This is a genomic window from Endomicrobium proavitum, from assembly GCF_001027545.1.
Lineage (GTDB): Bacteria > Elusimicrobiota > Endomicrobiia > Endomicrobiales > Endomicrobiaceae > Endomicrobium > Endomicrobium proavitum.
In genome coordinates this window covers 206,352-231,136 of record NZ_CP009498.1, presented here as the reverse complement: position 1 = coordinate 231,136, position 24,785 = coordinate 206,352, and the positions used below count along the sequence as shown (strand labels likewise).

Below are 24,785 nucleotides of genomic sequence, written 5' to 3'. Positions count from 1 at the left end.
TGCATTTTATATTAAATCCGACGGCATTATTTCTACGCTTACATGCGTGCCCGGCAACTGCTTATAATTTTGAACAAATTCGGCAAGCTTTAAAATATTTTTTTTATCGCCTTTAATTATTATGTGGCGTCTGTGCGTATTGTGAAGTTTTGCTATGTAAGGCGTTGCAGGCCCCAAAAGTTTTACGTGTATTTCAAAAGATTTTGCAAGTCCGTCCAAAAAAATAAAAAGCTTTTCAGCGTCTTGCAAAGCTTTTTGTTCGTCTCTGTTTCGCACGGCAATTTTTGCCACATCGCAATACGGCGGATAAAAAAGTTTTTCTCTCTGAAGTAATTCTTCTTTGTAAAAAGAATGAAAATCATACGCTTTAGCGTGAGTTATTGCGTAATGCTCGGGGTGTCTTGTTTGAAGTATAACGTTTCCGGGAATACTTCCCCTGCCGCAGCGTCCGGAGACTTGCGTGATAAGCTGAAAAGTTTTTTCCGAAGATTTGAAATCGGGCAGATATAAAGACGTGTCGGCGTCAACAACGCACACAAGCGTTACGCGCGGAAAATCAAAACCTTTTGCAATCATTTGCGTGCCTACCAAAATATCGTACCGGTCGTTTTTAACGCCTTTGTAAGCTTTAACGTAATTTTCTTTTAACGACGCCGTGTCGCCGTCTAATCTAAAAATTTTTGCCTTCGGAAAAAGTTTCCCCAGCTCATCTTCAACTTTTTGCGTTCCCGCGCCGAAAACCGAAACTTCTTTACTTTTGCATACAGGGCAAACCGCCGGCAGCTTTTTTGTTTCGCCGCAATAATGGCATCTCAAACTTTCCGGAGCTTTATGATAAGACATTGAAACGGAACAATTAGGGCATTGGTAAACGCTTCCGCAGTTTTTACACATTATAGACGGAGAATATCCCCGGCGGTTTAAAAATACTATAACCTGCTCTTTTTTTGAAAGAACGTTTGATATGGCTCTTATTGTTTCAATGGTCAACAAACTTCCGCCGAAAGGTTTGTTTTTTAAAGATAAAATTTCAATTTTCGGCATTGGTTTTTTATCTATTCTTTCGGGAAGATTTATAAGCTCTGTTTTATTTTCTAAAGCGTCTTTATAACTTTCAAGCGACGGCGTGGCGGAACCCAAAACAACCGAAGATTTATTGCGTTTTGCGCGCCAAAAAGCAATTTCACGCGCGTCGTAAGACGGTTTTTGTTCCTGCTTGTAAGTATGCTCGTGTTCTTCGTCTATTATTATTAATCCGAGATTTTTAAACGGAGTAAAAATTGCCGAACGCGCGCCGAGCATAATTTTTATCTCGCCGCTTTTTGCTTTCATAAAAAGGTTGTATTTTTCTATAGCGCTTATACCGCTGTGCCAAACGCCTACGGCGGAGCCGAATCTTTTTGTAACTATTTCAACAAACTGCGCGGTAAGAGATATTTCCGGAATAAGCATTATTGCGCTTTTATTTTGTTTAAAAGCGTTTTCTATAGCATGAAGATAAACTTCTGTTTTTCCGGAAGACGTTACGCCGTAAAGTAAAAATGTCTTTGCGGCATTTGAGTTTACTGATTTATTTATTTTATCAACGGCATTTTTTTGGGCGGCAGTTAAAGAAAAGCCGTAAGGCAAACTTTCCTCATTTATTATTTCAACATCTTTTATTTTTCTTTTAGGTTTTTTCATTGCGGGCGGTATTACGCAGGCAAGAGCCTCTCCTATCGTGCACACATAATTTTCGGAAATATATTTTGCAAGCGCGACAGACTCGTCAGTTATAACAACGTCGTCGTCAATAACTTCCGTTATAGGTTTTAATTTAAGGTTTGAATCTTCGGATTGCGTAATTTCTAACGCATAAGAAGTAATAAAGCGCCCGCCAAGCTGCACGCGCACTCTTTTGCCGACCACGTCTTGCGGGGAAATATTTTCAGGAGGCAGGTAGTAGAACGTTTTATTTAAAGGTACCGCAACCGCAACGTTTATGACAATCATATCTTGCCTGTTTTAAGATAGTCCATTACTTTTTTTAGATCCGTCCAAACTTCTTTTTTAAGTTTTGTAACTTCCTGCCCCTGATCTTTTTTGCCGAAAACGCAGCCGTTTCTTATAAGGTAAGACGGATGATAAGTGGGCATAAGTTTTATGCCGTTATAATCTCTGAATTGTCCGCGTATTGCGCCCATAGCCATGTCTGTTTTAAGAAAATAACGCGCGGACGGTTTCCCCAGAGTTATTATAACTTTAGGATTAATTGCGGCAATTTGCGCTTCAAGATATTTTGAACATTCCGACACTTCCAAATCCGTGGGAGGTCTGTCGTTTCCGCGAAGCTCGGGGTTTGACGGATCTTTCATGGGGTGGCATTTAACTATATTTGCAATATATACGCTGTCGCGGCTGTAGCCCATAAGCTCAATAAGGTTTGTAAGAAATTGTCCGGCTTTGCCGATAAAAGGTCTGCCCTGATGATCTTCATCAAAGCCGGGACCTTCGCCGACAAACATAATTTCGGCAGAAGAAGACCCCTCGCCGAAAACTGCGTTTAAACGAGTTTTGCCGAGCGCGCAATCTTTACAATTTAACACTTTATTTTTTAATTCTTCTACGGAAAGTTTATTATTATTTTTCAATTCCGTTGCCTGCGGTTGTACGGGCAAAGAAATATTTTTAACCGGAGCTTTATAAAGTTCGTCTTCGCCCCAGTTTTGAGATTCTTCAAGAGTTCTTTTTGCGAGTTTTAATACTTTCAAATAATCCGATTGTTTCATTTATAATTTTCCCTGCTATTATTTTTTTGTCCGATTTTTTTAAATTTATTTTCAACCCGTTTGCAAAAATTATATGCGCCGAACTTTTATCTGCGCAAATTGACGTCTTGGAATTTGCAACTATAAAATCCGTATTTTTATTTTTTAATTTTAAAGCGGCGTTTTCTAAAAGCTTTTCCGTTTCAAGAGCAAAACTTACGACAATTTGATTTTTTTTATTTTTACCGCAGTAAGCTATTATATCCGGATTTTTTTTCAGTTTTATTACGGGAAGTTTGCCGCTTTTTTTAATTTTATTTTTACTAAAAACCGCAGGCGCAAAATCCGCAACCGCCGCAGCGCCGATAATAACATCGGCTTTCTTAAAATTTTTCTTAACGGCGCTAAACATTTCATTGGCGCTTACAACATTTACAACTCGCGCCGCCTTTGGAGGATTAATACTTGCGCAACCTGTAACAAAAATTACGTTATGATGTTTTTTTAACGCAGCCTCGGCAAGAGCCGCGCCCATTTTGCCGGACGAGTCGTTGCTTATAAATCTGACGGGGTCTAAATATTCTTTCGTAGGTCCTGAAGTTATTAGGAAAGTTAAACGTTTAGAGGAAGTCATATTACGCTTCCTTTAATATAACCTTAATTATTTCGTCAACCGGAGCAAGGCGTCCGTCGCCTTTGTCTCCGCAGGCAAGTTCGCCTTCTTGGCTGTTTACAAATTTATATCCGTAGCTTTTTAAAGTTTCAATATTTTTCTTTGTGGCTTTGTGACGGAGCATATTAGAATTCATCGCGGGGCAAATTATTATTTTGGCTTTAGACGCAAGAATTGCGCACGAAAGCAAATCGTCGGCTCTTCCTACGGCAAGTCTTGCTATAATATCCGCAGTGGCGGGAACAACGGCGATAACGTCCGCTTTTTTCGCAAGCGATATGTGGTCTATTTCCCACTCCTTTGGAGTTTCAAACATACAAGCGTGAACTTTATTTTTTGATAAAGTTTGAAGCGTAAGCGCGGTAATAAATTCCGCGCCGTTTTTTGTAAGAATACATTCTACGTTAGCGCCAAGTTTAACAAGCGCGCGCACGGCGTCGCAGGCTTTATACGCCGCAATAGAACCGGTTATGCCGACGATAATATTTTTGCCTTTCAAACTCATTATTACGCTTTTGCCTCTGACGCAGCGCCGCCTTCTTCTGCCGCCGCTTTATTTTCTCTGGTTTTATTTTTTTTCTTAAGTTCTTCTATTGCAGCCGAAGTCGCTACGCCTTCAACAACATCGTCCAAAACTTTAGATATTAATTCGGCTTGAGAAAGTTTTCTGTATTCTTCGTCGTATTTTTTAACTTCTACCCATTCTAACGCCAATTTTACTAATTCGTATCTGCCGATTTTTGACGTTGCTACGGCTTGTGCCAACTGCGCTTGCGTTAGTGCCATTTCATTCTCCTAAAAATATTTTTTGTCTTTTTGTATCTTGTATTTTAAAGATTCTATTATTACGTTAACTGAAAATATTGCGTCTTGCAAATTATCGTTTATTACAAGATAGTTGTATTTGGAGAGGTATTTTAATTCTTTTTTGGCGTTTTGCATGCGTATTGCTATAGTTTCTTTACTGTCTTTATTTCTTCCGGTAAGACGTTTTTCAAGCGTTTTTAAATCCGGAGTCATTACAAAAATCATGCACGCTTGCGGATAATGTTTTTTTATTTTTAATCCGCCCTGAACGTCTATGTCTAAAATAACATTTTTCCCCGCGTTTAAAGTTTTTTCAAGAAAAGATTTCGGAGTACCGTAATAATGCCCGTGAACTTTAGCCCATTCCGCAAATTTGCCGGCTTTAACCATTTTTTTGAAAGAAACGTCGTCGGTAAAAAAATATTCGTTCCCGTCGGTTTCGCCTATTCTTGGTTTTCTTGTGGTATAAGAAATAGAGTAAACGGCATTTGCGCATTTTTTAACCGTAGCGTCGCAAATGCTGGTTTTGCCGGCTCCCGAGGGCGCGGACACAACTATAATATTTCCCTTGTTTTGGGTATTTTTCATAGCGTTACATTATATTAAAAACACGACTGAAAAGTAAAGCAAAATATAAATGTTTTATTCTTCTTAAATTCCGTATCATCTTTAAAGGCAAAATCTTGCAATTAACCGTCTAAAAAGGTAAAATTCACTTGAAAAAATAAAAAATTTACAAAAACATAAGGGGCTTTTATGGAAAAATCATACGATGTTGTAGTTATAGGCGCCGGACATGCGGGCTGCGAAGCATGTCTTGCAACGGCAAGAATGGGTTTAAAAACGCTTATTATAACTTTAAACGTAGATTCTATAGCAAGAATGCCGTGCAACCCCGCCGTCGGAGGAATAGCCAAAGGTCAAATGGTGCGCGAGATAGACGCCATGGGCGGAGAAATGGCTTGGAATACAGACCATGCAGGGCTGCAGTTTAAAATTTTAAACAGCTCAAGAGGCCCCGCAGTTTGGTCGCCAAGAGCTCAATGCGACAAAGAGCTTTACTCCGTGCTAATGTCCAAAACTTTACAAAACCAAAAAAATCTTGACATATTACAATCCGAAGCGACGTCGTTAATAGTAAAAAACGGAAAAGTTTGCGGAGTCCGAATTTTAACCGGAGAAACGGTTGAAGCAAAAGCCGTTGTAGTAACAACGGGGACTTTTTTAAAAGGCACAATACATCTTGGAAAATTCTTTTTTAGCGGCGGCAGATTTAACGAAAGAGAAGCGGCGCATCTTTCAAAATCTTTAATTGAAGACTGCGGACTAAAGCTCGGAAGATTTAAAACCACAACTACTCCGAGAATAAATTCAAACTCCATAGATTACACAAAAATAGCAATACAGCCCGGCGACGAAAACCCTATACCTTTTTCACATTTTACGGAAGTTGAAAAATGGAGAAGAAATCTTAAACAGCTGCCGTGCTGGCTAACTTACACAAACGCCCAAACTCACAAAGTTATAGCAGACAATATAGATTTATCCTCCATACCGATAAGCAACGGCGAAAGCAAAAGCCCAAGATATTGTCCGGCAATTGAAGAAAAAATTCAACGCTATCCCGAAAAAACAAGCCATCACATTTTTGTTGAACCGGAAGGATACAACACAAATGAAGTTTATTTAAACGGTTTATACACGGGGCTTCCGTTTGAATTGCAAGATCAAATGCTTCACTCAATTAAAGGTTTGGAAAATTGCAAAATTATAAGATACGCCTACGCCATAGAATACGATTACTCAAGCCCGCTGCAAATTAAAAAAACTCTTGAAACAAAAACTACCGAGGGCTTATTTTTAGGCGGACAAATTAACGGAACAACGGGATACGAAGAAGCGGCGGCGCAAGGTTTTGTTGCCGGAGTAAACGCAGGCTTAAAAGTTCTGGGAAGAGACCCGCTTATACTCGGACGCAATGAATCTTACATAGGCATTCTTATTGACGATATAACCACCAAAGGCATGGACGAACCGTACAGAATGTTTACATCCCGAGCGGAATACAGACTTTCAATAAGAAACGATAACACCGATTTGCGCCTTATGGACACAGGTCGTTCAATAGGGCTTATTTCCGACGCCGCGTATAAAAAGTTTGAACTTTACAGAAAAACTTTAACGGACGTTTACGAGGGAAACACCGAAGCCCTTCCCACCGACGAAGAACTTAATCCGTGGTCTATGGAAAAAGTTAAAGAAGAAGTTGCAATTTACAACAAGTATAAAGGCTATATTGAAATTCAGGAAAAGATGGCAGCTAAAATGAAAAAAAATGAAGACCGCAGAATTCCCGAAGATTTTAATTACGACAAACTTGACTCTTTATCCGCCGAAACAAAAGCGCGTTTAAGCGAAGTTCGTCCGCAAACAATAGGGCAGGCGTCAAGGATACATTCAATAAAACCGTCGGATATTGCAATACTTACAATATATCTTGAGAAGCAAAGAAAAGAGAAGAAAAATGAAAAACAAAAACGTTGATATTTATTTTTTTACGGGCACGGGCAACACCTATCTTGCCGCAAAAAAAATATCGGAAGTTTTAACGCAGCACGAGCATAAAGTCCGTCTTGCAAATATTGAAAATACAAAACCTGAAAATATAGATTTATCAAAAACTATAGGATTAGGTTTTGCAATAGCATGCTGGAACACTTACCCTTTTGTAAGAAGATTTATCAAATCTCTGCCGAGCGGAAACGGCGCGGAAGTTTTTGTATTTACCACAATGGGCAACTCGTCGCTAAAAGCCGCGCAAACCGTTGCCGATATTCTAAAAAACAAAGGTTACGTTCCTATTGCCGCGCAAGGGTTTAAAATGCCAAACAATTGGCTTGGCGTGCAAAGCGAAGAAAAAAATGCCGCAAAAAAAGAGAAAGCTTTGCGAAAAATTGAAAACTTTGCGTTAGATATTGCGCACTCCTCGGCTTATGCGCAAAAAACGAATTTATTTTTTAATTTTTGTTTTCTTGCGACAAGCGCCATAACTTCTCTATGGGAAACTAAATTTTGGCAAAACATAATAAGATTTAAAACCGATAAAACAAAATGCACAAAATGCGGACTGTGCGCAAAAATTTGCTCCGTTGGACAAATAACTATTGCCGGCGGATATCCTGTTTTTAATAAAAATAAATGTCAGCTGTGTTTAAGATGTTTTTCTTACTGTCCCGCAAGAGCGCTAAACTCTCTTGTAACAGGGAAAAAAGTTTACAAAGCGTTAAATAACAAAGAGGTCAGCGAATGTTTTCTCTTGAAATAATCGGCTTTGCCGCCGGAACGTTTTCAACAATAGCCTTCGTTCCACAAGTTTATAAAACATGGAAAACAAAATCCGCAAAAGACGTTTCTATGCCCATGTTTATAATTTTTGGAACGGGAACAATTTTATGGATTACATACGGAATAATTTTTGGCAAGTATTCAATATTTATAAGTAACGGCGTAATATTTGCGCTTGCCGTTATTCAAATTATTTTAAAAATAAAATACGATAAAACTACAAAGCCAAGAGTAAAAAGCTTGCCGCGCTCAAAAGCGGGTGGAAAGTGAAATAATGATAAACACTAAACTATTTAACGATTTTGAGCGCTATGTTCAGCAGAATATACTGTCTGCTTTTACGGCACAGCAGACTGAAAAATTCAAAATATATTTTGACGCTCTTAAAGAATGGAATGAAAAATTTAATCTTATCCATTTTAAAACGGATGAAGAACTGCTCTACAGACATTTCGCAGACAGTTTGCACAGCGCAAAAGTGATAACAGAAATATTGAGCAAACAACAGGCTCTGAAACAAGGGTTATTGCCCCTTGCTTCAAAATCTGCAGTTTCTAATACGGTTAAATCTATAAAAGTCGTAGATTTGGGAAGCGGGTCGGGAATGCCGGGAATACCTGTAAAAATTGCACTGCCGCAATTAAATATGACTCTTGTGGAATCCATAACGAAAAAATGCACGTTTCTTGAAGACGCAAATAAAAGACTCGGTTTTGACATAAAAGTTTTAAATCTGCGTGCCGAAGAAATAGGACAAAGCCCTAATTACCGCCAGAGAATAGATTTTGTTTTGTCGCGCGCGGTAAGCAAACTTTCCCCCAATCTTGAAATTGCAATTCCGCTTTTAAAAATAGGCGGATATTTTATAGTTCATAAAACAAAAAATTCCGCTGAAAGTTTAGAGGAAGGTTTACCATCGGTAGAGAATGCTTTAAAACAATTAGGCGCAAAATTAGAAAAAGTTATACCTTACAAACTGCCAAATCAAGAATTAGACTACTGCCTTTTGGTGTTTAAAAAACACAAAAACACCCCGCAGCAATACCCAAGAAAAACCGGAATCCCAGAAAAGAAACCGCTTTAAATAAAAAAACCGGAAGAGTTTTAACCCTTCCGGTTTTTTGTTTGCCTTTATTTTCACTTCTCACTTTTAAAGATGTAATGCATACATCTAATATTTAGCAACCGTGGATCCCACCGTATTTAGACACTACGGTGCAGGCTGCTGTGGAAGAACTTCTTATAAACAACATTCCGGGATGACACTTCGTGTCACTTTTCACTTTGCTGTTTTGTTTTTGTCGTTATTTTCACTTTTCACTTTCCACTTTTCACTTTGCCGTTTTAGTTATTCTACAAATATTTCTACTCTTCTGTTGTTGGCTCGACCTTGTACTGTTTTGTTTGTGTCGGTGGGCATTGTGTGACCAAAGCCTATGTAATACATTTTTGCTGCGCTTATTCCGTTGACTACAAACTCGTCATACACTGCTTTTGCTCTTGCTTTTGACAATGTTCTGTTTGTTCTTGCTTTTCCTGTGCTGTCTGTGTGTCCTTCTATTGTTATCGACGTATATTTGTATTGCTTCATTTCGTTTGCCATGTTCGCTATATCTGCTTTTGCTCTCGGCGTTAGCGTTGCTTTCCCTAAGGCAAAGCTTGCCGCTTTCATATCAAACTTCTTTATCATCGGGCGTTCTCTTCTTGCCAACGCTTCTTTCTTTTGTTGCTCTTCTTCTTTTATCTCTGCTGTTTCTTCTGCTTTAGGCGCTATTGCAGGTTCCGCTATCGCAGGCTTTGCCTGTTCTTCTATTTCCGGTTTTGGTTGCTCTACAACTACCGGTGCGGGGGCTGCTTTTTCTACAACGGGTTCTTCTTTTTCTTTGTGTGTTATTCCGCAGAAATTGTATCTCAATCCCGCGTTGGCGTAGAGGTTTGTGTATTTTTCGGCTGTGTGGGCGTTGGCGTTTATGAAGAATTTTAGGCCTTCGGTTATTCTCACGCTTCCGCCTAATGTTGCTCCTAATATTAAGCCGTTTTCTTCGTAGCCTCTGCTTAAGAACTTCACTTCTGTTCCTTCAAATACGCTTTCTATTTCGTATTTCTTGCCTGTTAATAAGTATTTTCCTTCAAGGTTTACATATCCTGCCCATGTCTTATCGTCGTAGTTTACTCCCGCTCCTAACCTTGCGGTTGTTCTTAAATAGTTGCCTGCTTCTACTTTTAGGTTTAATCCGTCTGCTCCGGTTTCTGTGAAGCCGTCGTAGCTCACATTCTTTAGCTCGGCTCCTGCGTATGGTCTGAAGTTTGTGTTGTTTCCTATTTTGTATTTCAATGCGCCTTCTACGTCCGCTCCCAACGTGAAGCCTCCGTAGCTGGCTTTTGCGTTTCTGTCGGCGTATGGCGGCACCGGCAGATACTGACTTATTGGTATATTTCTTGTTGTTTCGTAACTGTCCTTACTTCCGCCTATCATTGCTTTTATTTCGTAGCTTTCTTCTATGTAGCCGCCGTATAATCCGCCGCCTATTTTATTTAGCGTTGCTTTGCTTGCTTCTTGGCTCATGCTTTGGTCTTTATAGTTTACATATATTCCCAACATCGTTTTGTTTATGCTGCTCATGCTTCCAAAGTATATGTCAAACCCTGCCATTACCCCATACCTATTATCTTTGTATTCGCCAAGGCTGTTTTCGTCGCCGCCTAACTTTGTTTGCGCTCCTGTTACTTGTGCCCATATTGCGCTGTTTGTGTGTTCCCTTGTGCTGTGATTTTTTATTCTGTCATATATTTCGTTATTGTCATTATCTAATGCTGCAGACTTTATTACGTTGCTGTGGAAGTAGCCTGACGCTATACCAAGCACTTTCTTTTGTTCTTCTTGGTCGCTTAAGTTTGCCGTTGCTTCCATTATTTCTTTCAAGTCGTTTGTCGGCAGAATTATTGATAATTCGTCCCACGTTTTTGCCACTTCGCTTTGGTTGAACGTTAACTTCGGCAAGTTTTGGAAGTCCCCTTTGTTTATTCCGTTTACTATTATTCTCACTACGCCTGTCCAATCCGTTATATCGTTATACTTTACTTGATAACTAAACGCTCCTGTTCCTACATATACAAACGTTGCGTTTGCAAACGTTCCGTTTATCGCGTTTTCACTCGACATTATCAAATGGTATTCCTGATTATTGTACACCCCAAAGTGCGCTTTTATTTGCAAATTCCCTCCTATTTGCGCAGAGCTTGCAAATATTTGGTCGTTGTTTCCGTTTTCAAATATGTCCATTAACAAGCTTGTATCGCTTGCAAACATCGTTGTTGCCGTTGCTACGTTTACGTGCAAGTTATCATACAGGTCGGCGTCGGTCATGTCTAACCCGGCTCCGTTAAATATTATGTTGTTTGCTTTAAACGTTGCGCTTTCTAACAGCACCACTTTTCCCGCTGTCGCCGTGAAGTCGCCCCATATTTCGTTATCCCCGCCCATAAAGAGCGTTCCTGTTCCGGTTTTGTTTACTTCTACTCCCGTGCCGGCTGTGTTGCTTAATATTCCTCCGGATATACTTATTGTGTTGGTTCCCCCGGTTATTAAGTTTAGTCGGCTATTGTTGTCTGCGTATATATCGTTTGGCGTTCCGGCGGCTTTGTTGCCGCTAAATATTATATCGCCGTTTGCGGCTTCTATTGTTACTGTGCTGCCGCCTGTCACATAGACTGCCGCTCCATTTGTTGCTGCTTCATTTCCTGTGAAGTTTCCTCTTCCCGACAACGTTATATTTGAATTGTTGCTTGCGTACACTGCTCCGCCAAGCAATGCTTTGTTGTTCATAAACGTCATCACTGCGTTCTTTATTGTTAGTATTGTGTCGTCGGCAAATATTGCTCCTCCGTTTCCAGCTAACGCTTCGTTTCCGGTGAAATCTACGTTTGCTCCGTCAAATACCAAATCATCTACTGCGTAGATTGCTCCTCCGCTTCCTGTTGTTGCTTTGTTATTTGTAAACGTTGCGCTTCCGTTGTTAAATGTTATGTTCGCCAAGTTGCTGTAGATTGCTCCTCCGCTTACTGCGGCGTTGCTTGTGAAATTTATTTGCGCATTATTAAACGTTACGCTTGAATTTTCTGTGTATAGCGCTCCTCCGAAATTTCTTGCTGTGTTGCTTTCAAATATTACTGTGTTGCCGTTAAATGTTATTGTTGACGCATAAGCGTACAACGCGCCTCCGTCGGTATTTATGTTTTTATCAAACTTCACAGCCGTGTTTGTAGTTGTTACCGCCGACGTCGTTACACGGACGCCTGACGATGTTGTTACGTTCCAACTTCCGGTTTCAAATGTCCACGTTGCTGTCTCTATCAACGTTGTTCCTGCTGTTTGATTAAATGTTCCTCGTATATAATTGTTGCCGCTTATATACAATGCTCCGGCGCCGGTTTTGATTATTCTATTATTTCCGCCGGCTCCTACATATATTCCGTCAAATAAACTTATTTGATTATTTACCGCGTTGAAATTTATAAACGAACCCGCTGCGTAAATATCATTCGCTTTTCCGTTTGCCGTGTTGCTTGCAAATACTATTGCGCCGGTTGCGCTGTTAAAATTCGCCGTGCTGGTTTGCAAATATATTGCGCCTCCGGAAGATGTTGCTACGTTGCCGGTTATTGTTGCGCTTCCTATATTGATTACTGCTCCGCTTTCTGCTGCTGCAAAACCGCCTAATGCCGCGCTGTTTGACGACGTGTATAGGCTTCCTCCGAAATTTACTCTTGCTCTGTTTGCCGCATACAAGAAGCCTCCGGATACCGACGCCGTTGAATTACTGAAACTAAAATTCCCGCCGTCAAACGTTGCCGTTGCGTTATCTACCGCTATGAAGCCGCCTCTGGCCGCTGTGTTTCCGGCAACTACTAACTGCCCCATGCCTGAGGAAAATACTACTTTTGCTCCCGCTGTTGCGTATATAGCTCCGCCGTTTTGCGTTGCTTTATTTCCTTTAAACGTTATTGTGCTTCCGTTTGCAAAAATTACCCGACTTGTATTTCCTGTTATATACAATGCTCCGCCGTTGCTTGTTGCTACGTTTGCCGCTATTGTTGAACCTGCAATATTTATTATTGCTCCGGCTGCCCCATACAAGAATCCGCCTGATACCGCCGTATTTGTTGCCGCATATATATTTTCAAAATTGGCTATTGCATTGTTTGTTGCATACAAAAATCCGCCGTAAGTTGCGCTTGAATTGCTTAAGCTAAAATCTACTCCCGATTTAAACGTTGCTGTTGCATTATTTACCGCTATAAATCCGCCGTAGGTTGCCGTGTTGTTGCTTACTACGTAATGCGCTCCGGTTGTAAATACTACGTTTGCTCCGGCTGTTGCATATACTGCTCCGCCTTGCGCCGCGTTGTTATTTGTAAATGTTATTGTGCTGCCATCTGCAAAAATTATCTGGCTTGTATTGCCGGTTATATACAATGCTCCGCCGTTTGTAGTTGCTTTATTGCCGTCAAAAATTGCCTCGCCGGTAAACACTGTAACGCCATTTACCAAATACAAAAATCCGCCGTTATTGGCTTGGTTCCCTATTGCTTTTATTGTTTTTACATTCTCCAACCCAACATATGAGCTTGCGTCCCAATGCGCTATTCCGTTTCCGGCGCTTTTGTTCCATAAAAATTCTATGTTTGTGTTATTAAATACTACGCTTGCTCCGTTTACTGCGTATATTGCGCTTCCGTTTGTTGCCGTGTTGCTTGCTATTGTTACGTTTGCGTTTTCAAATATTAGGCTTGCTTGCCCTCCGCTGGCGCCGTTGCCATAGTTGCCCGCTATATATATTCCTCCGCCGCTGGCGCTTGCGGTGTTGCCTGTTATTGTTATTGTTGACCCTGCAAACGTTACTTGTGCTATGCCATTGGTGGCTGTGTTTACACCGTTAGTATATGCGCCTGTTGACACAGAGCCGCCTACAAATAGCCCGCCGCCGTCTTGCGCTGCATTGTTACCTATGTTAACTATTGAATTTGTGAAAGTTACTGTTGCTGTGCCGCTGCTGCTGTAATTAGCTGCTCCGGAATTATGTACGCCGGCAGAGACTGCTCCACCTATAAAGAGTCCTCCGCCTTGCGAAGCTGTTCCATTATTTCCACTCGTTACTGTATTATTTGCAAAGCTTATTGTTGACGACGCGAAGTTTACTACTGCTGTGCCGCTGCTGCTGTAATTAGTTCCTCCGGAAGCATATGCCCCGGCAGAAACCGCTCCTCCTACAAACAGTCCTCCGCCTTGCGCTACTGTTGCTCTGTCTCCACTCACTACCATATTGCTTGTAAAGTTTACTGTTGACAATGCAAAGGTTACTACCGCTATTGCGCTGCTGGAATCATTTACTCCGTAAGCTGAACCGGCAGAGACTGCACCGCCTACAAAGAGTCCTCCGCCTTGTGCGGCTGTTCCATAACCTCCACTTCTTACCGTATTGCTTGCAAAGTTTACTGTTGACAATGTGAAGTTTACTACTGCTGTGGCGCTGCTGGCATTGTTCGAACTATTTTCTCCGGCTGCGACCGCACCGCCTACAAATAGCCCTCCGCCTTGAGCGGCTGTTCCATAACCTCCAATTATTACCGTATTGCTTGTAAAGTTTATTGTTGACGATGTGAAATTTACTACTGCTGTGGCGCTGCTGGAATTGTTGACTACATTACTTCCTGCTCCGGCTGCAACCGCACCGCCTATAAATAGCCCGCCGCCTTGCGCTACGTTTCCACTAGCTCCACTCGCTACCGTATTGCTTGCAAAGTTTACTGTTGACGATGTAAAGGTTACTACCGCTATTGCGCTGCCGGAATTGTTTGCTCCATTACCCATATACGCACCGGCAGAAACCGCTCCTCCTACAAATAGTCCTCCGCCTTGTGCTGCTGTTCCGGCACCTCCGCTCATCGTTACCATATTGTTTGTAAAGTTTATTGTTGACGATGTGAAATTTACTACCGCTGTGCCGCTGCTGGAATTGTTTGCTCCGGCATTAAATGCTCCGGCTGCAACCGCACCGCCTATAAATAGTCCTCCGCCTTGTATTGTTACTCCGCCGGAGCCTATACTCATTACTGTATTGCTTGTAAAGTTTATTATTGGCGATGCAAAGTTTAATATCGCTGTTGCTCCGCTGGAATTGTTGACTACGCCAGCTGCTGCTCCGGCTGCGACCGCACCGCCTACAAATAGCCCTCCGCCTTGTATTGCTAATCCGCCAACGCTTCCGCTCGTTAACGTATTGCTTGTAAAGTTTATTATTGACGATGCAAAATCTAATATAGTTGTGCTATTTAAATACACATTATATGCTCCGGCTACAAATAACGCTCCTCCCTGCGATGCTTGTCCATAATTAACTGATGCTTTTGAAAAGTTTTGAAATGTTATGGGGCCATAAAAAAATAAATTATTTCCGGAAGTAAGCAGAACTCCGGCATTTACATTTTGCCCGTCTAACACGTATCCGTTTCCGGTAATTGTTCCGCTTAAAACATTAAAATTACCGCCGGAAAAGAAGATATCGCCGGTTAAGGATATGTTGTAATTATTTGTTGTAGTGGTTATTGCTATAAAATCCGCGAAGTTATTTACAGATGTTTGGGCATTGGTTTTTGGCGCTGCCAAAAACAAGGAAAAAGTAGCAAGGAGTAAGGATAAAGTAACGGCTTTCCTGTTTCCGATATGCTTCAACGCGGCAAGCTTCCCCGCAATAATGGCAAACAACAACAGCATATTCTGAAGGGCAATTGCCCTCAGGGTGACAGACCTTTTATTTGTCATTGCGATGAAAATCGGAATCCATTTTTTATTTAACATGGATACCGTGTCAAGCACGGTATGACAGACGCATACAAAAAATGTAATGACTGCACGCAAAATTGTTTTCATTTTTTTCCTCTTTCAAATTGTATTTTTACTTTTTGTTTTATAAATGAAAAAAGCCGGTTGCATTAAAAATGCAATCAGCTTTCTATTGTTGTATATGAAAAATTTACAGCAGCATTTAAGGGAGTATTGTTGTGTTGTGTTGTGTTGTGTTGTGTTGTGTTGTGTTGTGTTGTGTTGTGTTGTGTTGTGTTGTGTTGTGTTGTGTTGTGTTGTGTTGTGTTGTGTTGTGTTGTGTTGTGTTGTGTTGTGTTGTGTTGTGTTGTGTTTTCATTGTTTTTCTCAAGCGCTTCTTCATAGCAAAATTAGCTAATATTTTCACATAAAGATTATACAAAAAAATAAATTTAATACAAAGTACTTTTAGGCATCAAAAATTTCTTTTATGTCTTTTGGCAAAGGAGCAAAAAACTTAACGGTTTTACATGTGCGGGGATGAGTAAAAGTTACGTTATAAGCGTGAAGCATTTGCCTGTTATATGTTTTGCCGTCAACAGTTTCCGGACCGCCGTATTGCGCGTCGCCTATTACGGGGTGGTTGATATATTTCATATGGCTTCTTATTTGATGCGTTCTTCCGGTAATAATATGAACTTCTACAAGAGTGTATCCGTCTCTGCGGGCAATAACTTTAAACTCGGTTATAGCCATTTTTTTTGCCGTAGGATTTACCGTCATTAGTTTTCTGTTTTGCGGAGAACGCCCCAGAGGCGCTTCTATTCTTCCCTGATTTTCAACAATGGTGCCTTTAACGGCGGCATTATATATTTTTCTGACGGCTCTGTTTTGAAGCTGTTTTGAAATGCTTATTTTTGCTTTTTCATTTTTTGCAAAAATTATAAGCCCCGACGTGTCTTTATCAAGCCTGTGAACAAGATACGGATTATATTTTCCTTTTGCGTGAGCCGTTAAAGCATTCAAAAGCGTTCCCGATTCATGACCGTAAGACGGGTGAACAACAATACCGGGCTGTTTGTTGACAATTATTATATCGGCATCCTCAAAAATTATATCAAGAGGAATTTTTTCAGGCTTTATAAAGCCCGACGTTTGCTCTTTTGCAAACTCAAATTCAATTACGTCGCCATGTTTTAATTTAGCGCTTGGCAAAACAGTTTTGCCGTTGACAAAAATTTTTCCGCCGACAATAAGCTTATGAAAATACGAGCGGGAGTAATCTTTAAAAGTTTCCGCAAGAAAAGAATCTACTCGTTCCCTTTCAAATTTTTCATATGTTATTTTTTGCGCAGATTTTTTTATCATGACAAACTTCTTTATTTTTTATTTTTAAATCTTAACTTCAACAAAACGGCAATTCCCGCAGCAAACATAAATATTGAAATTATCTGCGATACGGAAAGCCCCAAGAAATCTCCGCCTCTGTAATCGTCTCTGAAAAATTCAATTATAAATCTTAAAACGGCATACCCTGTAAGATAAAACGCAAGCGTTTTTCCGGCTTTATGCTCTTTTTTATTGTAAAGCGCAAGAACTGCAAACAGCGCAAAATTTCCCAGCGCTTCATAAAGCTGCGTAGGGTGAACGTGCAGCCCTGCAACAGGCTGCGCTAAAGTTTCAGGATCTGTAAAAACTACAGCCCACGGTTGGCTTGTAGGTTTTCCGTAGCAGCAGCCGGCAAAAAAACAGCCGAGCCTTCCGAAAAAGTGTCCCAAAGCTATGGCAGGGGCAAAAATATCGCTTAACTTTAAAAGAGGTTTTTTATTTTTAACCGCGTAGAAAATAAAAACTAAAACCGCAGCTATTAAGCCGCCGTAAAAAACAAGACCGCCCTGCCAAACTCTAAAAACGTCTAACGGGTCTGAAATAAAACCGCTGAAATTTTCTACAAGTTCGTATAAAACTCTTGCGCCTACAACTGCCGCAATAATTAAATAAACGGCAAGCGAATATAATTCGTCTTTGGAAATAATTTTTGTTTTCTTAATAACTTTTGAAAGATACAATACCGCAAAAAGAAAGCCAAGAGCCACAAAAAAACCGTAAGAGTATATTGAGAATTCTCCGATTTTTATAAGTATAGGATACATTATTTATTCCCTTTTTTAAAAGACTTACACATATCAACAAACACAAGCGCGGCAGCAACGCACACGCAAGAATCCGCCACGTTAAACGACGGCCATCTTAAAGAGTTTATTCCAAAATCCAAAAAATCTACCACTGCGCCGCGGAAAATTCTGTCTATTAAATTTCCCGCGCCGCCGGCAATAATTAAGCAAAAAGCGTATTTTTGCAAAGTTGTAATTTTTTCTTTATTTTTAATAACCCAAGCTAAAACGCAAATTAAAAATACGGCAATTATTAACGCAAACAGAAAATTTTTGCCCTGAAAAAAACTGAACGCAACGCCGGTATTTGTAACATGCGTAATATTAAAAAAATCAAACAAACCGACTACTTTAACCGCAGAACCTAACGGAATAAATTTTTCAACCAAAAACTTCATAAGCTGGTCAAGCGCAAGAATAACGGCGCAGACAATAAAAGGTTTTTTCATTTTACTACCTGAGCGCATCTGGGGCATAAATCTTCTTTAACGTTTTCTATATGGCGCCAGCATCTTGCGCATTTTAAGTATTGTGATTTTGAGGACTTCACCTCAAGCAAATCTTGTTCTTTTAGCGCTTCGTAAGAAATATCCCAGCTGCCAAGCGCAAGATTTAGCAACGCTTTGTTTTCAAAAACGTTTGCGTATTTTACGCCGTATTTAATTTTAAGAGCGGCTTCAAGGTTTGAACCTATCTCTTTATTTTTTCTCAAAAGCTCGTTAGCCGCAGAAATTTCCTGACGGACAAAAAGAATATTTTCCCACTTTAAAATAATTTCCGCAGGCAAAATATATTTTTCGTTTACAAGAGGAAACTCCGCTAAAAATACGGAATTAGGCGCGTCTTTGATTATTTTAGATATTTCTTTCCACGCTTCTTCCGACGTAAACGAAAGAATAGGCGCCGCAAGCCGTATTATTACGGAACATATTTCAAGCATTGCGCTTTGCGCGCTTATTCTTTGCGCAGAGTCTTTTTTATCGCAATAAAGAACGTCTTTTAACGCGTCAAGATAAAATCCGCTTAAAAACACCGTGCAGAAATTATTTACGGCATTTGCAGCTTTGTGAAACTCGTAAGATTCATAAGCCGCCGCGGTCTGGCTTATTAAATCTTGCAGACGGCTTAGCGCGTATTTATCTATTTCTTGCAAATCTTTGTAAGCGGGAGCGGTTTTAACGTTAAAATCTCCGACGTTGCCTAAAAGAAAACGAACGGTGTTTCTTATTTTTCTGTAAGAGTCGCTTAAGCCTTTTATTATTTCATCGGATATTCTTATATCTTCTCTGTAATCGCTTGACGCTATCCACAAGCGCAAAATATCCGCGCCGTATTTTTTTATCATATCTTCGGCGGAAATAAAATTGCCGAGAGATTTAGACATTTTCTTGCCTTCGCCGTCCACAACAAATCCGTGAGTTAAAACATTTTTATAAGGCGCTTTTTCTTTTACGGCTACGGACGGTATCAAAGAAGTTTGAAACCAGCCTCTGTGCTGGTCGCTTCCTTCAAGATACAAATCCGCCGGAAACTGCAAGTCTTTATAATTTCCGCTTGATAAAACGGCTTCCTGCGAAACTCCGGAATCAAACCAAACGTCTAAAATATCTTCTTCTTTTCTGAAATTTTGAGAACCGCACGACGAACATTTTGCGCCGGCGCCGGCAAGCAATTCCTGCTCGCTTAATTCAAACCAAACGTCCGAGCCTTTTTGCGCGAACAGTTTTGATATGTGATAGATTATTTCAGAGTCTATTAAAGCTTCGCCGCAATCTTTACAATAAAACACGGGTATAGGCACGCCCCAAAGTCTTTGGCGGCTTAAACACCAGTCCGGGCGGTTTTCTATCATTGAAGTTATTCTGTTCTCGCCGTATTTTGGTATCCAGTTAACAGTTTTTATGGCTTTTAAAAGATTGTCTCTTAAGTCGTTGTGTTCAACGCTTAAAAACCACTGCGGCGTAGCTCTGAATATTATGGGTTTTTTACATCTCCAACAGTGAGGATAAGAATGTTCTAATTTTAACTTCGCAAGAATTTTTCCTTCTTTTTCAAGTTTTTCTATTATCAAAGGATTTGCTTTAAATATATGAACGTGTTCAAACTCCGGAACTTCTTTTGTGAAAAGTCCTCTGTCGTTTACGGGGGACAAAACTTCAAGACCGTAATCTAAACCGGCCTGATAATCTTCCTGTCCGTGACCGGGAGCTATGTGAACAATTCCCGTGCCGTCTTCCATGCTTACAAAATCCGCAAGTATAGCGCGCGACGTTCTTTCTACCAAAGGGTTTTGCGCTTCAAGATTTACAAAATCCGCGCCTTTAGCCTCTGCTGCGGTTTTATATTCAACAGCTTTTATTTTTTCTTTAATGCTGTCGGCAAGAGCTTTTGCAACTATAAGTTTTTCTTCTCTGCCGTCTTCTAATTTATAAACGGCGGCAATATAATCAGACTCGCCGTTAAACGCAAGCGCCACGTTTGCGGGCAGCGTCCACGGAGTGGTTGTCCAAATTAAAACCGAAAAACCGCTTAAAAGATTTTCTTTATCTTTAAGCGTTTGAGGAATAGAATTTATTTTAAATTTTACAATTATAGAATCGGAAGCGTGGTCTGCGTAATCTACTTCCGCGTCAGCCAAAGCGGTTTCGCACGTGGGGCACCAGTAAACCGGTTTTTTCTTGCGATATATATAACCTTTTTTTGCAAGATCGCCGAAAACTTTTATTATTGACGCCTCGTATTTAGGGTCAAGCGTTAAATACGGATTATTCCAGTCGGCAAAAACGCCCAAACGTTTAAATTCGCTCTTTTGAATTTCAACGAATTTTCTCGCAAAATCCGCCGCCTGTTTTCTAAAAACCATTCTGTCAACTTTATTTTTATCCGTCTTAAGTTCTTTTAAAGCAAGCTGTTCTATGGGCAACCCGTGGCAATCCCAGCCGGGCGTAAACGGAACGTAGTCGCCGTTCATTGAGCGGAACTTCAAAATAAAATCTTTTAAAACTTTATTTAAACCCGTGCCTATATGTATGTGCGCGTTGGCGTAAGGAGGCCCGTCGTGAAAAATAAATTTTTTATTGTTTTTATTTTTCTCGCAAATTTTAGAATAGATATCTTCCTTTTGCCAATTTTCAACAAAAGCCGGTTCCCTTTGAGAGAGATTGGCTTTCATTTGAAAATCTGTTTTCGGAAGATTTACGGTTTGTGAAAAATCTTTTTTCTCGGTTTCTGACATTTTCGCATCCTTTCGGTTAACAAATTACAGTTTACGGTATTGTGTCTAACACTTCTTCAAGCTCTTCTTCGCTGCGCCCTGTTATTTCAATTGTTTTCTCGCGTCCGCGTTCGCCTTTTCTTAAGAAAATATTTGAACGCCTTACGTCAAAAAAATCGGAAAGAAACTCGCAAAGCTCTTCGTTAGCCTTGCCTTCCACCGCGGGAGGTGAAATTTTTACTCTTAATATTGAACCGATTCTGCTTACTACTTCGTTTCTTTTGGAGTTTGGAATAACTCTGACTTTTATAATCATTGCTGTGCCGCCTTTAGGCAAAGTGCCTTTTGTGCTACCTGCTTAATTCTTTGGATCTTCTAACGGCCTCGGACATTGCTTTTTCAACTATCTCTTCAAGTTTTTGCGCTTCAAAATGCTTTAGCGCCGCTTCCGTAGTGCCGTTTGGAGATTTTACTATTTCTTTTAATTTTGCAGCGGGAGTTTTTGTTATGTCTAACATTTTGCCGGCTCCGTAAATTGTTTGCACGGCAAATTTTTCTGCGGTTGCGGCGTCAAGACCCAATTTCTCGGCGGCTTTCTGCATAAGTTCGCAAAGATAAAAAACATAAGCCGGGCCGGAGCCGGACAACGCAGTGATAACGTCAAATTTATCTTCCGGCAAAATTTCCGCTTTGCCGATAGCTTCAAAAAGCGTTTTGGCTTTAATAAGCTGCTCGTCGGAAACGTATCTGCCTTTGCAAAGCGCCGTAGTGCCCTCTAAAACAAGCGCGGGAGTGTTTGGCATTGCGCGTATAACGCCGACTTCTTTGGCTATGGAATCTTCAATAAATTTTGTGGTAATTCCGGCGGCTATAGAAATTATTATTGCGCCTTTTTTCACAAAATGTTTAATTTCTTCAAAAACTTGCGGCATGTTTTGCGGTTTAACCGATAGAAATATAATGTCGGAACCAATAATTGCTTCGCCTTTATTTTCAGCTATTGCAACTGCAAATTTTTGCGCGACGGCTTCAAGTTTGTCTTTTACTACGTCGTTGCAAACAATGTTTTCAGGACGCACAAGTTTAGACTGAACAAGCCCCGAAATAATTGCCTGCGCCATATTTCCCGAACCGATAAAAAAAAGTTTTTTACTTATTTCCATAATCTCTTTTGCCGAATATAGCCGAACCTACGCGAACCATAGTGGCGCCCTCCTCTACCGCTGTTATATAATCGTCAGACATTCCCATCGAAAGAATTCCGAAATTTGCGTTGTCAAACTGAAGTTTTTTAAATAACGAGTGAATGCTTCTGAAATAATTTCTTGACTCTTCCGGCGTTGAGCCAAGCGGCGTTATAACCATAAGCCCTTTTATAGAAACGTTGGATAAATTTTTACAGCTATTGTAAAAACTTTCAACGTCGTCGGGGCGAACTCCGGTTTTGGTATCTTCTTTTGAAACTTTAACTTCTATAAGACAATTTTGAACTTTATTTATATTTTGCGCGTGTCTGTTAATGTCTTGGGCAAGGCTTAAACTGTCAAGAGAGTGTATTAAATCAAAATTTTCTACGGCTTTTTTTGCTTTGTTGGATTGAAGGTGTCCGATAAAATGTTTCCAAATACCGTTAAGCTCGCCGTTAAGCGCGGCAAATTTTGGAATAGCTTCTTGAATTTTGCTTTCGCCTATATGTTTAATTGAGCATTTTAAAGCCTGCGAAACATCCGTATAAGGAAACGTTTTTGTAACCGCTATAAGTTCTACATTTTGCCCGTAAACAGAGCTTGCCGCATCTATTGATTTTCTAATAAAATTGATATTTTCCGATATCATAATTTTGCTTGTAATTGTAGCATATTTTTGATTTTTTTGGAATACTAATTTATGCGTATAAATACGCAAGGCTCCGGCTGAATTTGCCGAAGCCTTGCGTTGCTATTTATAAAATAACGTTTATCTTTTAATATTCCGGCATCGGAGGCATTCCGCCGCCCATTGGCGCCGCCTGTTTTTTCTCGGGAATATCCGTTACAAGCGTTTCGGTTGTAAGAATAAGACCCGCTATTGAAGCTGCGTTTTCAAGCGCGGTTCTTGTAACTTTCGCAGGGTCAACGATGCCCGCTTTTATCATATCTACATATTCGTTTGTGTCGGCGTTATATCCGTAAGCCGCGTCTTTTGAAGCTTTGATTTTTTCTACAACTACGGAAGCTTCAATTCCCGCGTTTTCAACTATCATTCTTACAGGGCCTTCAAGAGCTTTAAGAACTATTGCAATTCCGGTAGCTTCGTCCGCGTCGTTGGCTTTAACTTTTTCCAAAACGCTTTGCGCTTTAAGAAGAGCTACGCCGCCGCCGGCAACTATGCCTTCTTCAACTCCGGCTCTTGTTGCGTTTAACGCGTCTTCAACTTTAAATTTTTTCGTTTTCATTTCAGACTCGGTTGCCGCGCCTACGTTAATTACCGCAACTCCGCCGACGAGTTTTGCAAGTCTTTCCTGAAGTTTTTCTTTATCGTAATCTGATTTTGTTTCTTCAATCTGTTTTCTTATTTGTGAAATTCTGGCTTCAATTTCTTTTTTATCGCCGAGACCTGAAACTATAGTTGTGTTTTCTTTGTCAACAACAACTCTTTTTGCCTGACCAAGCATATCAAGTTCCGCTTTATCAAGTTTGAGTCCGGTTTCTTCCGAAATTACCGTTCCGCCGGTAAGAATTGCAATATCTTGAAGCATATCTTTTCTTCTATCGCCAAAACCGGGAGCTTTTACCGCCATAACTTTAAGCGTTCCGCGAATTTTATTTACTACCAAAGTTGCAAGCGCTTCGCCTTCAATATCTTCCGAAATTATAATAAACGCTTTTCCTGTCTGCACAACTTTTTCAAGCAACGGAAGAATTTCCTGCATAGAAGTTATTTTTTTATCGGTTATTATTATGTAAGGATCTTCCAAAATTCCCTGCATTCTTTCGGTATCGGTTACAAAATACGGAGAGATGTAGCCTCTGTCAAACTGCATGCCTTCAACAACGTCTAAAGTTGTGTCTGAAGATTTGCCTTCTTCAACGGTAATTACGCCGTCTTTTCCGACTTTTTCCATTGCGTCGGCGATAAGCGTCCCTATTTCTTTATCGCTTGCGGAAATTGAAGCAATCTGCGCTATTTCTTCCTTATTTTTTACCTGTTTTGAAATCTTTTTTACTTCTTCAATAACTGCGGCAACCGCTTTTTCAATGCCTTTTTTTATGTGGTTTGCGTTTGCGCCGGCTGTGATATTTTTAAGACCTTCGTTAATTAAAGATTGAGCCAAAACCGTGGCAGTTGTTGTTCCGTCTCCGGCAATGTCGTTTGTTTTTGACGCAACTTCTTTTACAAGCTGAGCGCCCATATTTTCAAACGGATCTTCAAGTTCTATTTCTTTTGCAATGGTTACGCCGTCGTTAGTTACGGTAGGCGAACCGAATTTTTTATCTAAAACCACAAATCTGCCTTTGGGTCCGAGAGTTACTTTTACGGCGTTTGCAAGTTTATCAACCCCTGCTTTCATAGCCTTGCGCGCTTCATCATTATAAATTAACTGCTTTGCCATATTCTTTCTCCTGTGTTAGTGTAAGTTTTCTTTATGTTGCATCGCTTGTCATTGCGATGAAAATCGGAATCCGTTTTTATTAAACATGGATACAGGCGACAACTTAATAACTATTCAATGATGCCAAGAATATCGTCTTGACTCATTATAAGATATTGAACGTTATCAATTTTTACTTCCGTTCCGGAATATTTTCCGAAAAGAACTTTGTCGCCTTTTTTTACGTCTAAAGCTATAACTTTTCCGTCTTCGGTTGTTTTGCCTTTGCCTGCGGCTATAACTTCGCCTTCCTGCGGTTTTTCTTTTGCGGTATCGGGAATAATAATTCCGCCTTTAACCACTTCTTTAGCCTCTAAAGGCTTAACTAAAATTTTGTCGCCTAACGGTCTAATCATTTTTTCTGCCCTCCTA

Annotated in this window: 20 protein-coding genes; 4 read left to right on the top strand and 16 right to left on the bottom strand. The window is 40.3% G+C overall.

Annotated elements, in window-relative coordinates; all coding sequences use genetic code 11:
- Nucleotides 1-6 precede the first annotated feature (6 nt).
- The 6 genes from priA to gmk are packed head-to-tail and all read right to left on the bottom strand — an operon-like array spanning nt 7 to nt 4,815.
- Entirely contained in the window at nt 7-1,992 is a 1,986-nt protein-coding gene (priA, locus tag Epro_RS00915) for a replication restart helicase PriA (protein ID WP_052569732.1), read from the bottom strand.
- A complete protein-coding gene (locus Epro_RS00910) occupies nt 1,989-2,768 on the bottom strand; it encodes a uracil-DNA glycosylase (RefSeq protein WP_082121448.1) in 780 nt (259 codons plus the stop codon). Before Epro_RS00910 ends, priA begins: the two co-directional genes overlap by 4 nt.
- Nucleotides 2,716-3,381, bottom strand: a complete 666-nt coding sequence (locus tag Epro_RS00905; RefSeq protein ID WP_052569730.1) for a phosphopantothenoylcysteine decarboxylase domain-containing protein — start codon at nt 3,379-3,381, stop codon at nt 2,716-2,718. The genes Epro_RS00910 and Epro_RS00905 overlap by 53 nt, the downstream gene beginning before the upstream one ends.
- Nucleotide 3,382: 1 nt before the next feature.
- The gene (locus tag Epro_RS00900) at nt 3,383-3,925 is read right to left on the bottom strand and encodes a flavoprotein (protein WP_052569728.1); all 543 of its coding nucleotides are present in this window, start codon (nt 3,923-3,925) and stop codon (nt 3,383-3,385) included.
- Nucleotides 3,926-3,927: 2 nt separating this feature from the next.
- Nucleotides 3,928-4,206, bottom strand: a complete 279-nt coding sequence (locus tag Epro_RS00895) for a hypothetical protein (RefSeq protein WP_052569726.1) — start codon at nt 4,204-4,206, stop codon at nt 3,928-3,930.
- A 9-nt stretch (nt 4,207-4,215) separates the two neighbouring features.
- On the bottom strand, nt 4,216-4,815 hold the full coding sequence (gene gmk / locus Epro_RS00890; protein ID WP_052569724.1) for a guanylate kinase: 600 nt from the start codon (nt 4,813-4,815) through the stop codon (nt 4,216-4,218).
- A 168-nt stretch (nt 4,816-4,983) separates the two neighbouring features.
- On the opposite strand from gmk, the gene mnmG reads away from it, so the two are divergent.
- From mnmG to rsmG, 4 genes are read left to right on the top strand one after another with little or no spacing between them, the layout of a single operon-like run.
- Nucleotides 4,984-6,771, top strand: a complete 1,788-nt coding sequence (mnmG, locus tag Epro_RS00885; RefSeq protein ID WP_052569723.1) for a tRNA uridine-5-carboxymethylaminomethyl(34) synthesis enzyme MnmG — start codon at nt 4,984-4,986, stop codon at nt 6,769-6,771.
- Complete coding sequence (locus tag Epro_RS00880; protein ID WP_052569721.1) at nt 6,752-7,552, top strand: EFR1 family ferrodoxin; 801 nt, start codon at nt 6,752-6,754, stop codon at nt 7,550-7,552. The genes mnmG and Epro_RS00880 overlap by 20 nt, the downstream gene beginning before the upstream one ends.
- Nucleotides 7,534-7,842 carry a SemiSWEET family sugar transporter gene (locus Epro_RS00875; protein WP_052569719.1) on the top strand — a complete coding sequence of 103 codons (309 nt, stop codon included), beginning with the start codon at nt 7,534-7,536 and terminating at the stop codon, nt 7,840-7,842. Before Epro_RS00880 ends, Epro_RS00875 begins: the two co-directional genes overlap by 19 nt.
- Before the next feature lie 4 nt (nt 7,843-7,846).
- On the top strand, nt 7,847-8,656 hold the full coding sequence (gene rsmG, locus Epro_RS00870; RefSeq protein WP_052569717.1) for a 16S rRNA (guanine(527)-N(7))-methyltransferase RsmG: 810 nt from the start codon (nt 7,847-7,849) through the stop codon (nt 8,654-8,656).
- Nucleotides 8,657-8,920: 264 nt separating this feature from the next.
- On the opposite strand, the gene Epro_RS00865 is transcribed toward rsmG, so the two are convergent.
- The 10 genes from Epro_RS00865 to groES all read right to left on the bottom strand — a co-directional run bounded on the left by Epro_RS00865 (nt 8,921) and on the right by groES (nt 24,769).
- Nucleotides 8,921-15,502: an OmpA family protein gene (locus tag Epro_RS00865; protein WP_082121447.1), complete on the bottom strand. Its 6,582-nt coding sequence runs from the start codon at nt 15,500-15,502 to the stop codon at nt 8,921-8,923.
- A 360-nt stretch (nt 15,503-15,862) separates the two neighbouring features.
- Nucleotides 15,863-16,762, bottom strand: a complete 900-nt coding sequence (locus tag Epro_RS00860) for an RluA family pseudouridine synthase (RefSeq protein WP_052569714.1) — start codon at nt 16,760-16,762, stop codon at nt 15,863-15,865.
- Nucleotides 16,763-16,773: 11 nt separating this feature from the next.
- Nucleotides 16,774-17,547 carry a prolipoprotein diacylglyceryl transferase gene (lgt, locus tag Epro_RS00855; protein WP_052569712.1) on the bottom strand — a complete coding sequence of 258 codons (774 nt, stop codon included), beginning with the start codon at nt 17,545-17,547 and terminating at the stop codon, nt 16,774-16,776.
- On the bottom strand, nt 17,547-18,017 hold the full coding sequence (gene lspA, locus Epro_RS00850) for a signal peptidase II (RefSeq protein WP_052569710.1): 471 nt from the start codon (nt 18,015-18,017) through the stop codon (nt 17,547-17,549). Before lspA ends, lgt begins: the two co-directional genes overlap by 1 nt.
- Complete coding sequence (gene ileS, locus Epro_RS00845; protein ID WP_052569708.1) at nt 18,014-20,803, bottom strand: isoleucine--tRNA ligase; 2,790 nt, start codon at nt 20,801-20,803, stop codon at nt 18,014-18,016. Before ileS ends, lspA begins: the two co-directional genes overlap by 4 nt.
- A gap of 31 nt (nt 20,804-20,834) precedes the next feature.
- Nucleotides 20,835-21,098: a DUF167 domain-containing protein gene (locus Epro_RS00840; RefSeq protein ID WP_052569707.1), complete on the bottom strand. Its 264-nt coding sequence runs from the start codon at nt 21,096-21,098 to the stop codon at nt 20,835-20,837.
- Nucleotides 21,099-21,132: 34 nt separating this feature from the next.
- On the bottom strand, nt 21,133-21,945 hold the full coding sequence (gene proC, locus Epro_RS00835; RefSeq protein ID WP_052569705.1) for a pyrroline-5-carboxylate reductase: 813 nt from the start codon (nt 21,943-21,945) through the stop codon (nt 21,133-21,135).
- Complete coding sequence (locus tag Epro_RS00830) at nt 21,932-22,618, bottom strand: YggS family pyridoxal phosphate-dependent enzyme (protein WP_144412017.1); 687 nt, start codon at nt 22,616-22,618, stop codon at nt 21,932-21,934. Before Epro_RS00830 ends, proC begins: the two co-directional genes overlap by 14 nt.
- A 127-nt stretch (nt 22,619-22,745) precedes the next feature.
- Entirely contained in the window at nt 22,746-24,374 is a 1,629-nt protein-coding gene (groL, locus tag Epro_RS00825) for a chaperonin GroEL (protein WP_052569701.1), read from the bottom strand.
- 110 nt (nt 24,375-24,484) lie between these two features.
- Nucleotides 24,485-24,769, bottom strand: a complete 285-nt coding sequence (gene groES / locus Epro_RS00820; protein ID WP_052569700.1) for a co-chaperone GroES — start codon at nt 24,767-24,769, stop codon at nt 24,485-24,487.
- Nucleotides 24,770-24,785 lie beyond the last annotated feature (16 nt).

Bases quoted from the DNA above. Each gene is read 5' to 3' on its own strand.
- Epro_RS00860 (WP_052569714.1), bottom strand. From the start codon at position 16,762: ATGATAAAAAAATCTGCGCAAAAAATAACATATGAAAAATTTGAAAGG.
- mnmG (WP_052569723.1), top strand. From the start codon at position 4,984: ATGGAAAAATCATACGATGTTGTAGTTATAGGCGCCGGACATGCGGGC.
- groES (WP_052569700.1), bottom strand. From the start codon at position 24,769: ATGATTAGACCGTTAGGCGACAAAATTTTAGTTAAGCCTTTAGAGGCT.
- Epro_RS00905 (WP_052569730.1), bottom strand. From the start codon at position 3,381: ATGACTTCCTCTAAACGTTTAACTTTCCTAATAACTTCAGGACCTACG.
- lgt (WP_052569712.1), bottom strand. From the start codon at position 17,547: ATGTATCCTATACTTATAAAAATCGGAGAATTCTCAATATACTCTTAC.
- Epro_RS00895 (WP_052569726.1), bottom strand. From the start codon at position 4,206: ATGGCACTAACGCAAGCGCAGTTGGCACAAGCCGTAGCAACGTCAAAA.
- Epro_RS00910 (WP_082121448.1), bottom strand. From the start codon at position 2,768: ATGAAACAATCGGATTATTTGAAAGTATTAAAACTCGCAAAAAGAACT.
- Epro_RS00900 (WP_052569728.1), bottom strand. From the start codon at position 3,925: ATGAGTTTGAAAGGCAAAAATATTATCGTCGGCATAACCGGTTCTATT.
- proC (WP_052569705.1), bottom strand. From the start codon at position 21,945: ATGGAAATAAGTAAAAAACTTTTTTTTATCGGTTCGGGAAATATGGCG.
- Epro_RS00840 (WP_052569707.1), bottom strand. From the start codon at position 21,098: ATGATTATAAAAGTCAGAGTTATTCCAAACTCCAAAAGAAACGAAGTA.
- priA (WP_052569732.1), bottom strand. From the start codon at position 1,992: ATGATTGTCATAAACGTTGCGGTTGCGGTACCTTTAAATAAAACGTTC.
- Epro_RS00875 (WP_052569719.1), top strand. From the start codon at position 7,534: ATGTTTTCTCTTGAAATAATCGGCTTTGCCGCCGGAACGTTTTCAACA.
- gmk (WP_052569724.1), bottom strand. From the start codon at position 4,815: ATGAAAAATACCCAAAACAAGGGAAATATTATAGTTGTGTCCGCGCCC.
- groL (WP_052569701.1), bottom strand. From the start codon at position 24,374: ATGGCAAAGCAGTTAATTTATAATGATGAAGCGCGCAAGGCTATGAAA.
- ileS (WP_052569708.1), bottom strand. From the start codon at position 20,803: ATGTCAGAAACCGAGAAAAAAGATTTTTCACAAACCGTAAATCTTCCG.
- rsmG (WP_052569717.1), top strand. From the start codon at position 7,847: ATGATAAACACTAAACTATTTAACGATTTTGAGCGCTATGTTCAGCAG.
- Epro_RS00830 (WP_144412017.1), bottom strand. From the start codon at position 22,618: ATGATATCGGAAAATATCAATTTTATTAGAAAATCAATAGATGCGGCA.
- lspA (WP_052569710.1), bottom strand. From the start codon at position 18,017: ATGAAAAAACCTTTTATTGTCTGCGCCGTTATTCTTGCGCTTGACCAG.
- Epro_RS00865 (WP_082121447.1), bottom strand. From the start codon at position 15,502: ATGAAAACAATTTTGCGTGCAGTCATTACATTTTTTGTATGCGTCTGT.
- Epro_RS00880 (WP_052569721.1), top strand. From the start codon at position 6,752: ATGAAAAACAAAAACGTTGATATTTATTTTTTTACGGGCACGGGCAAC.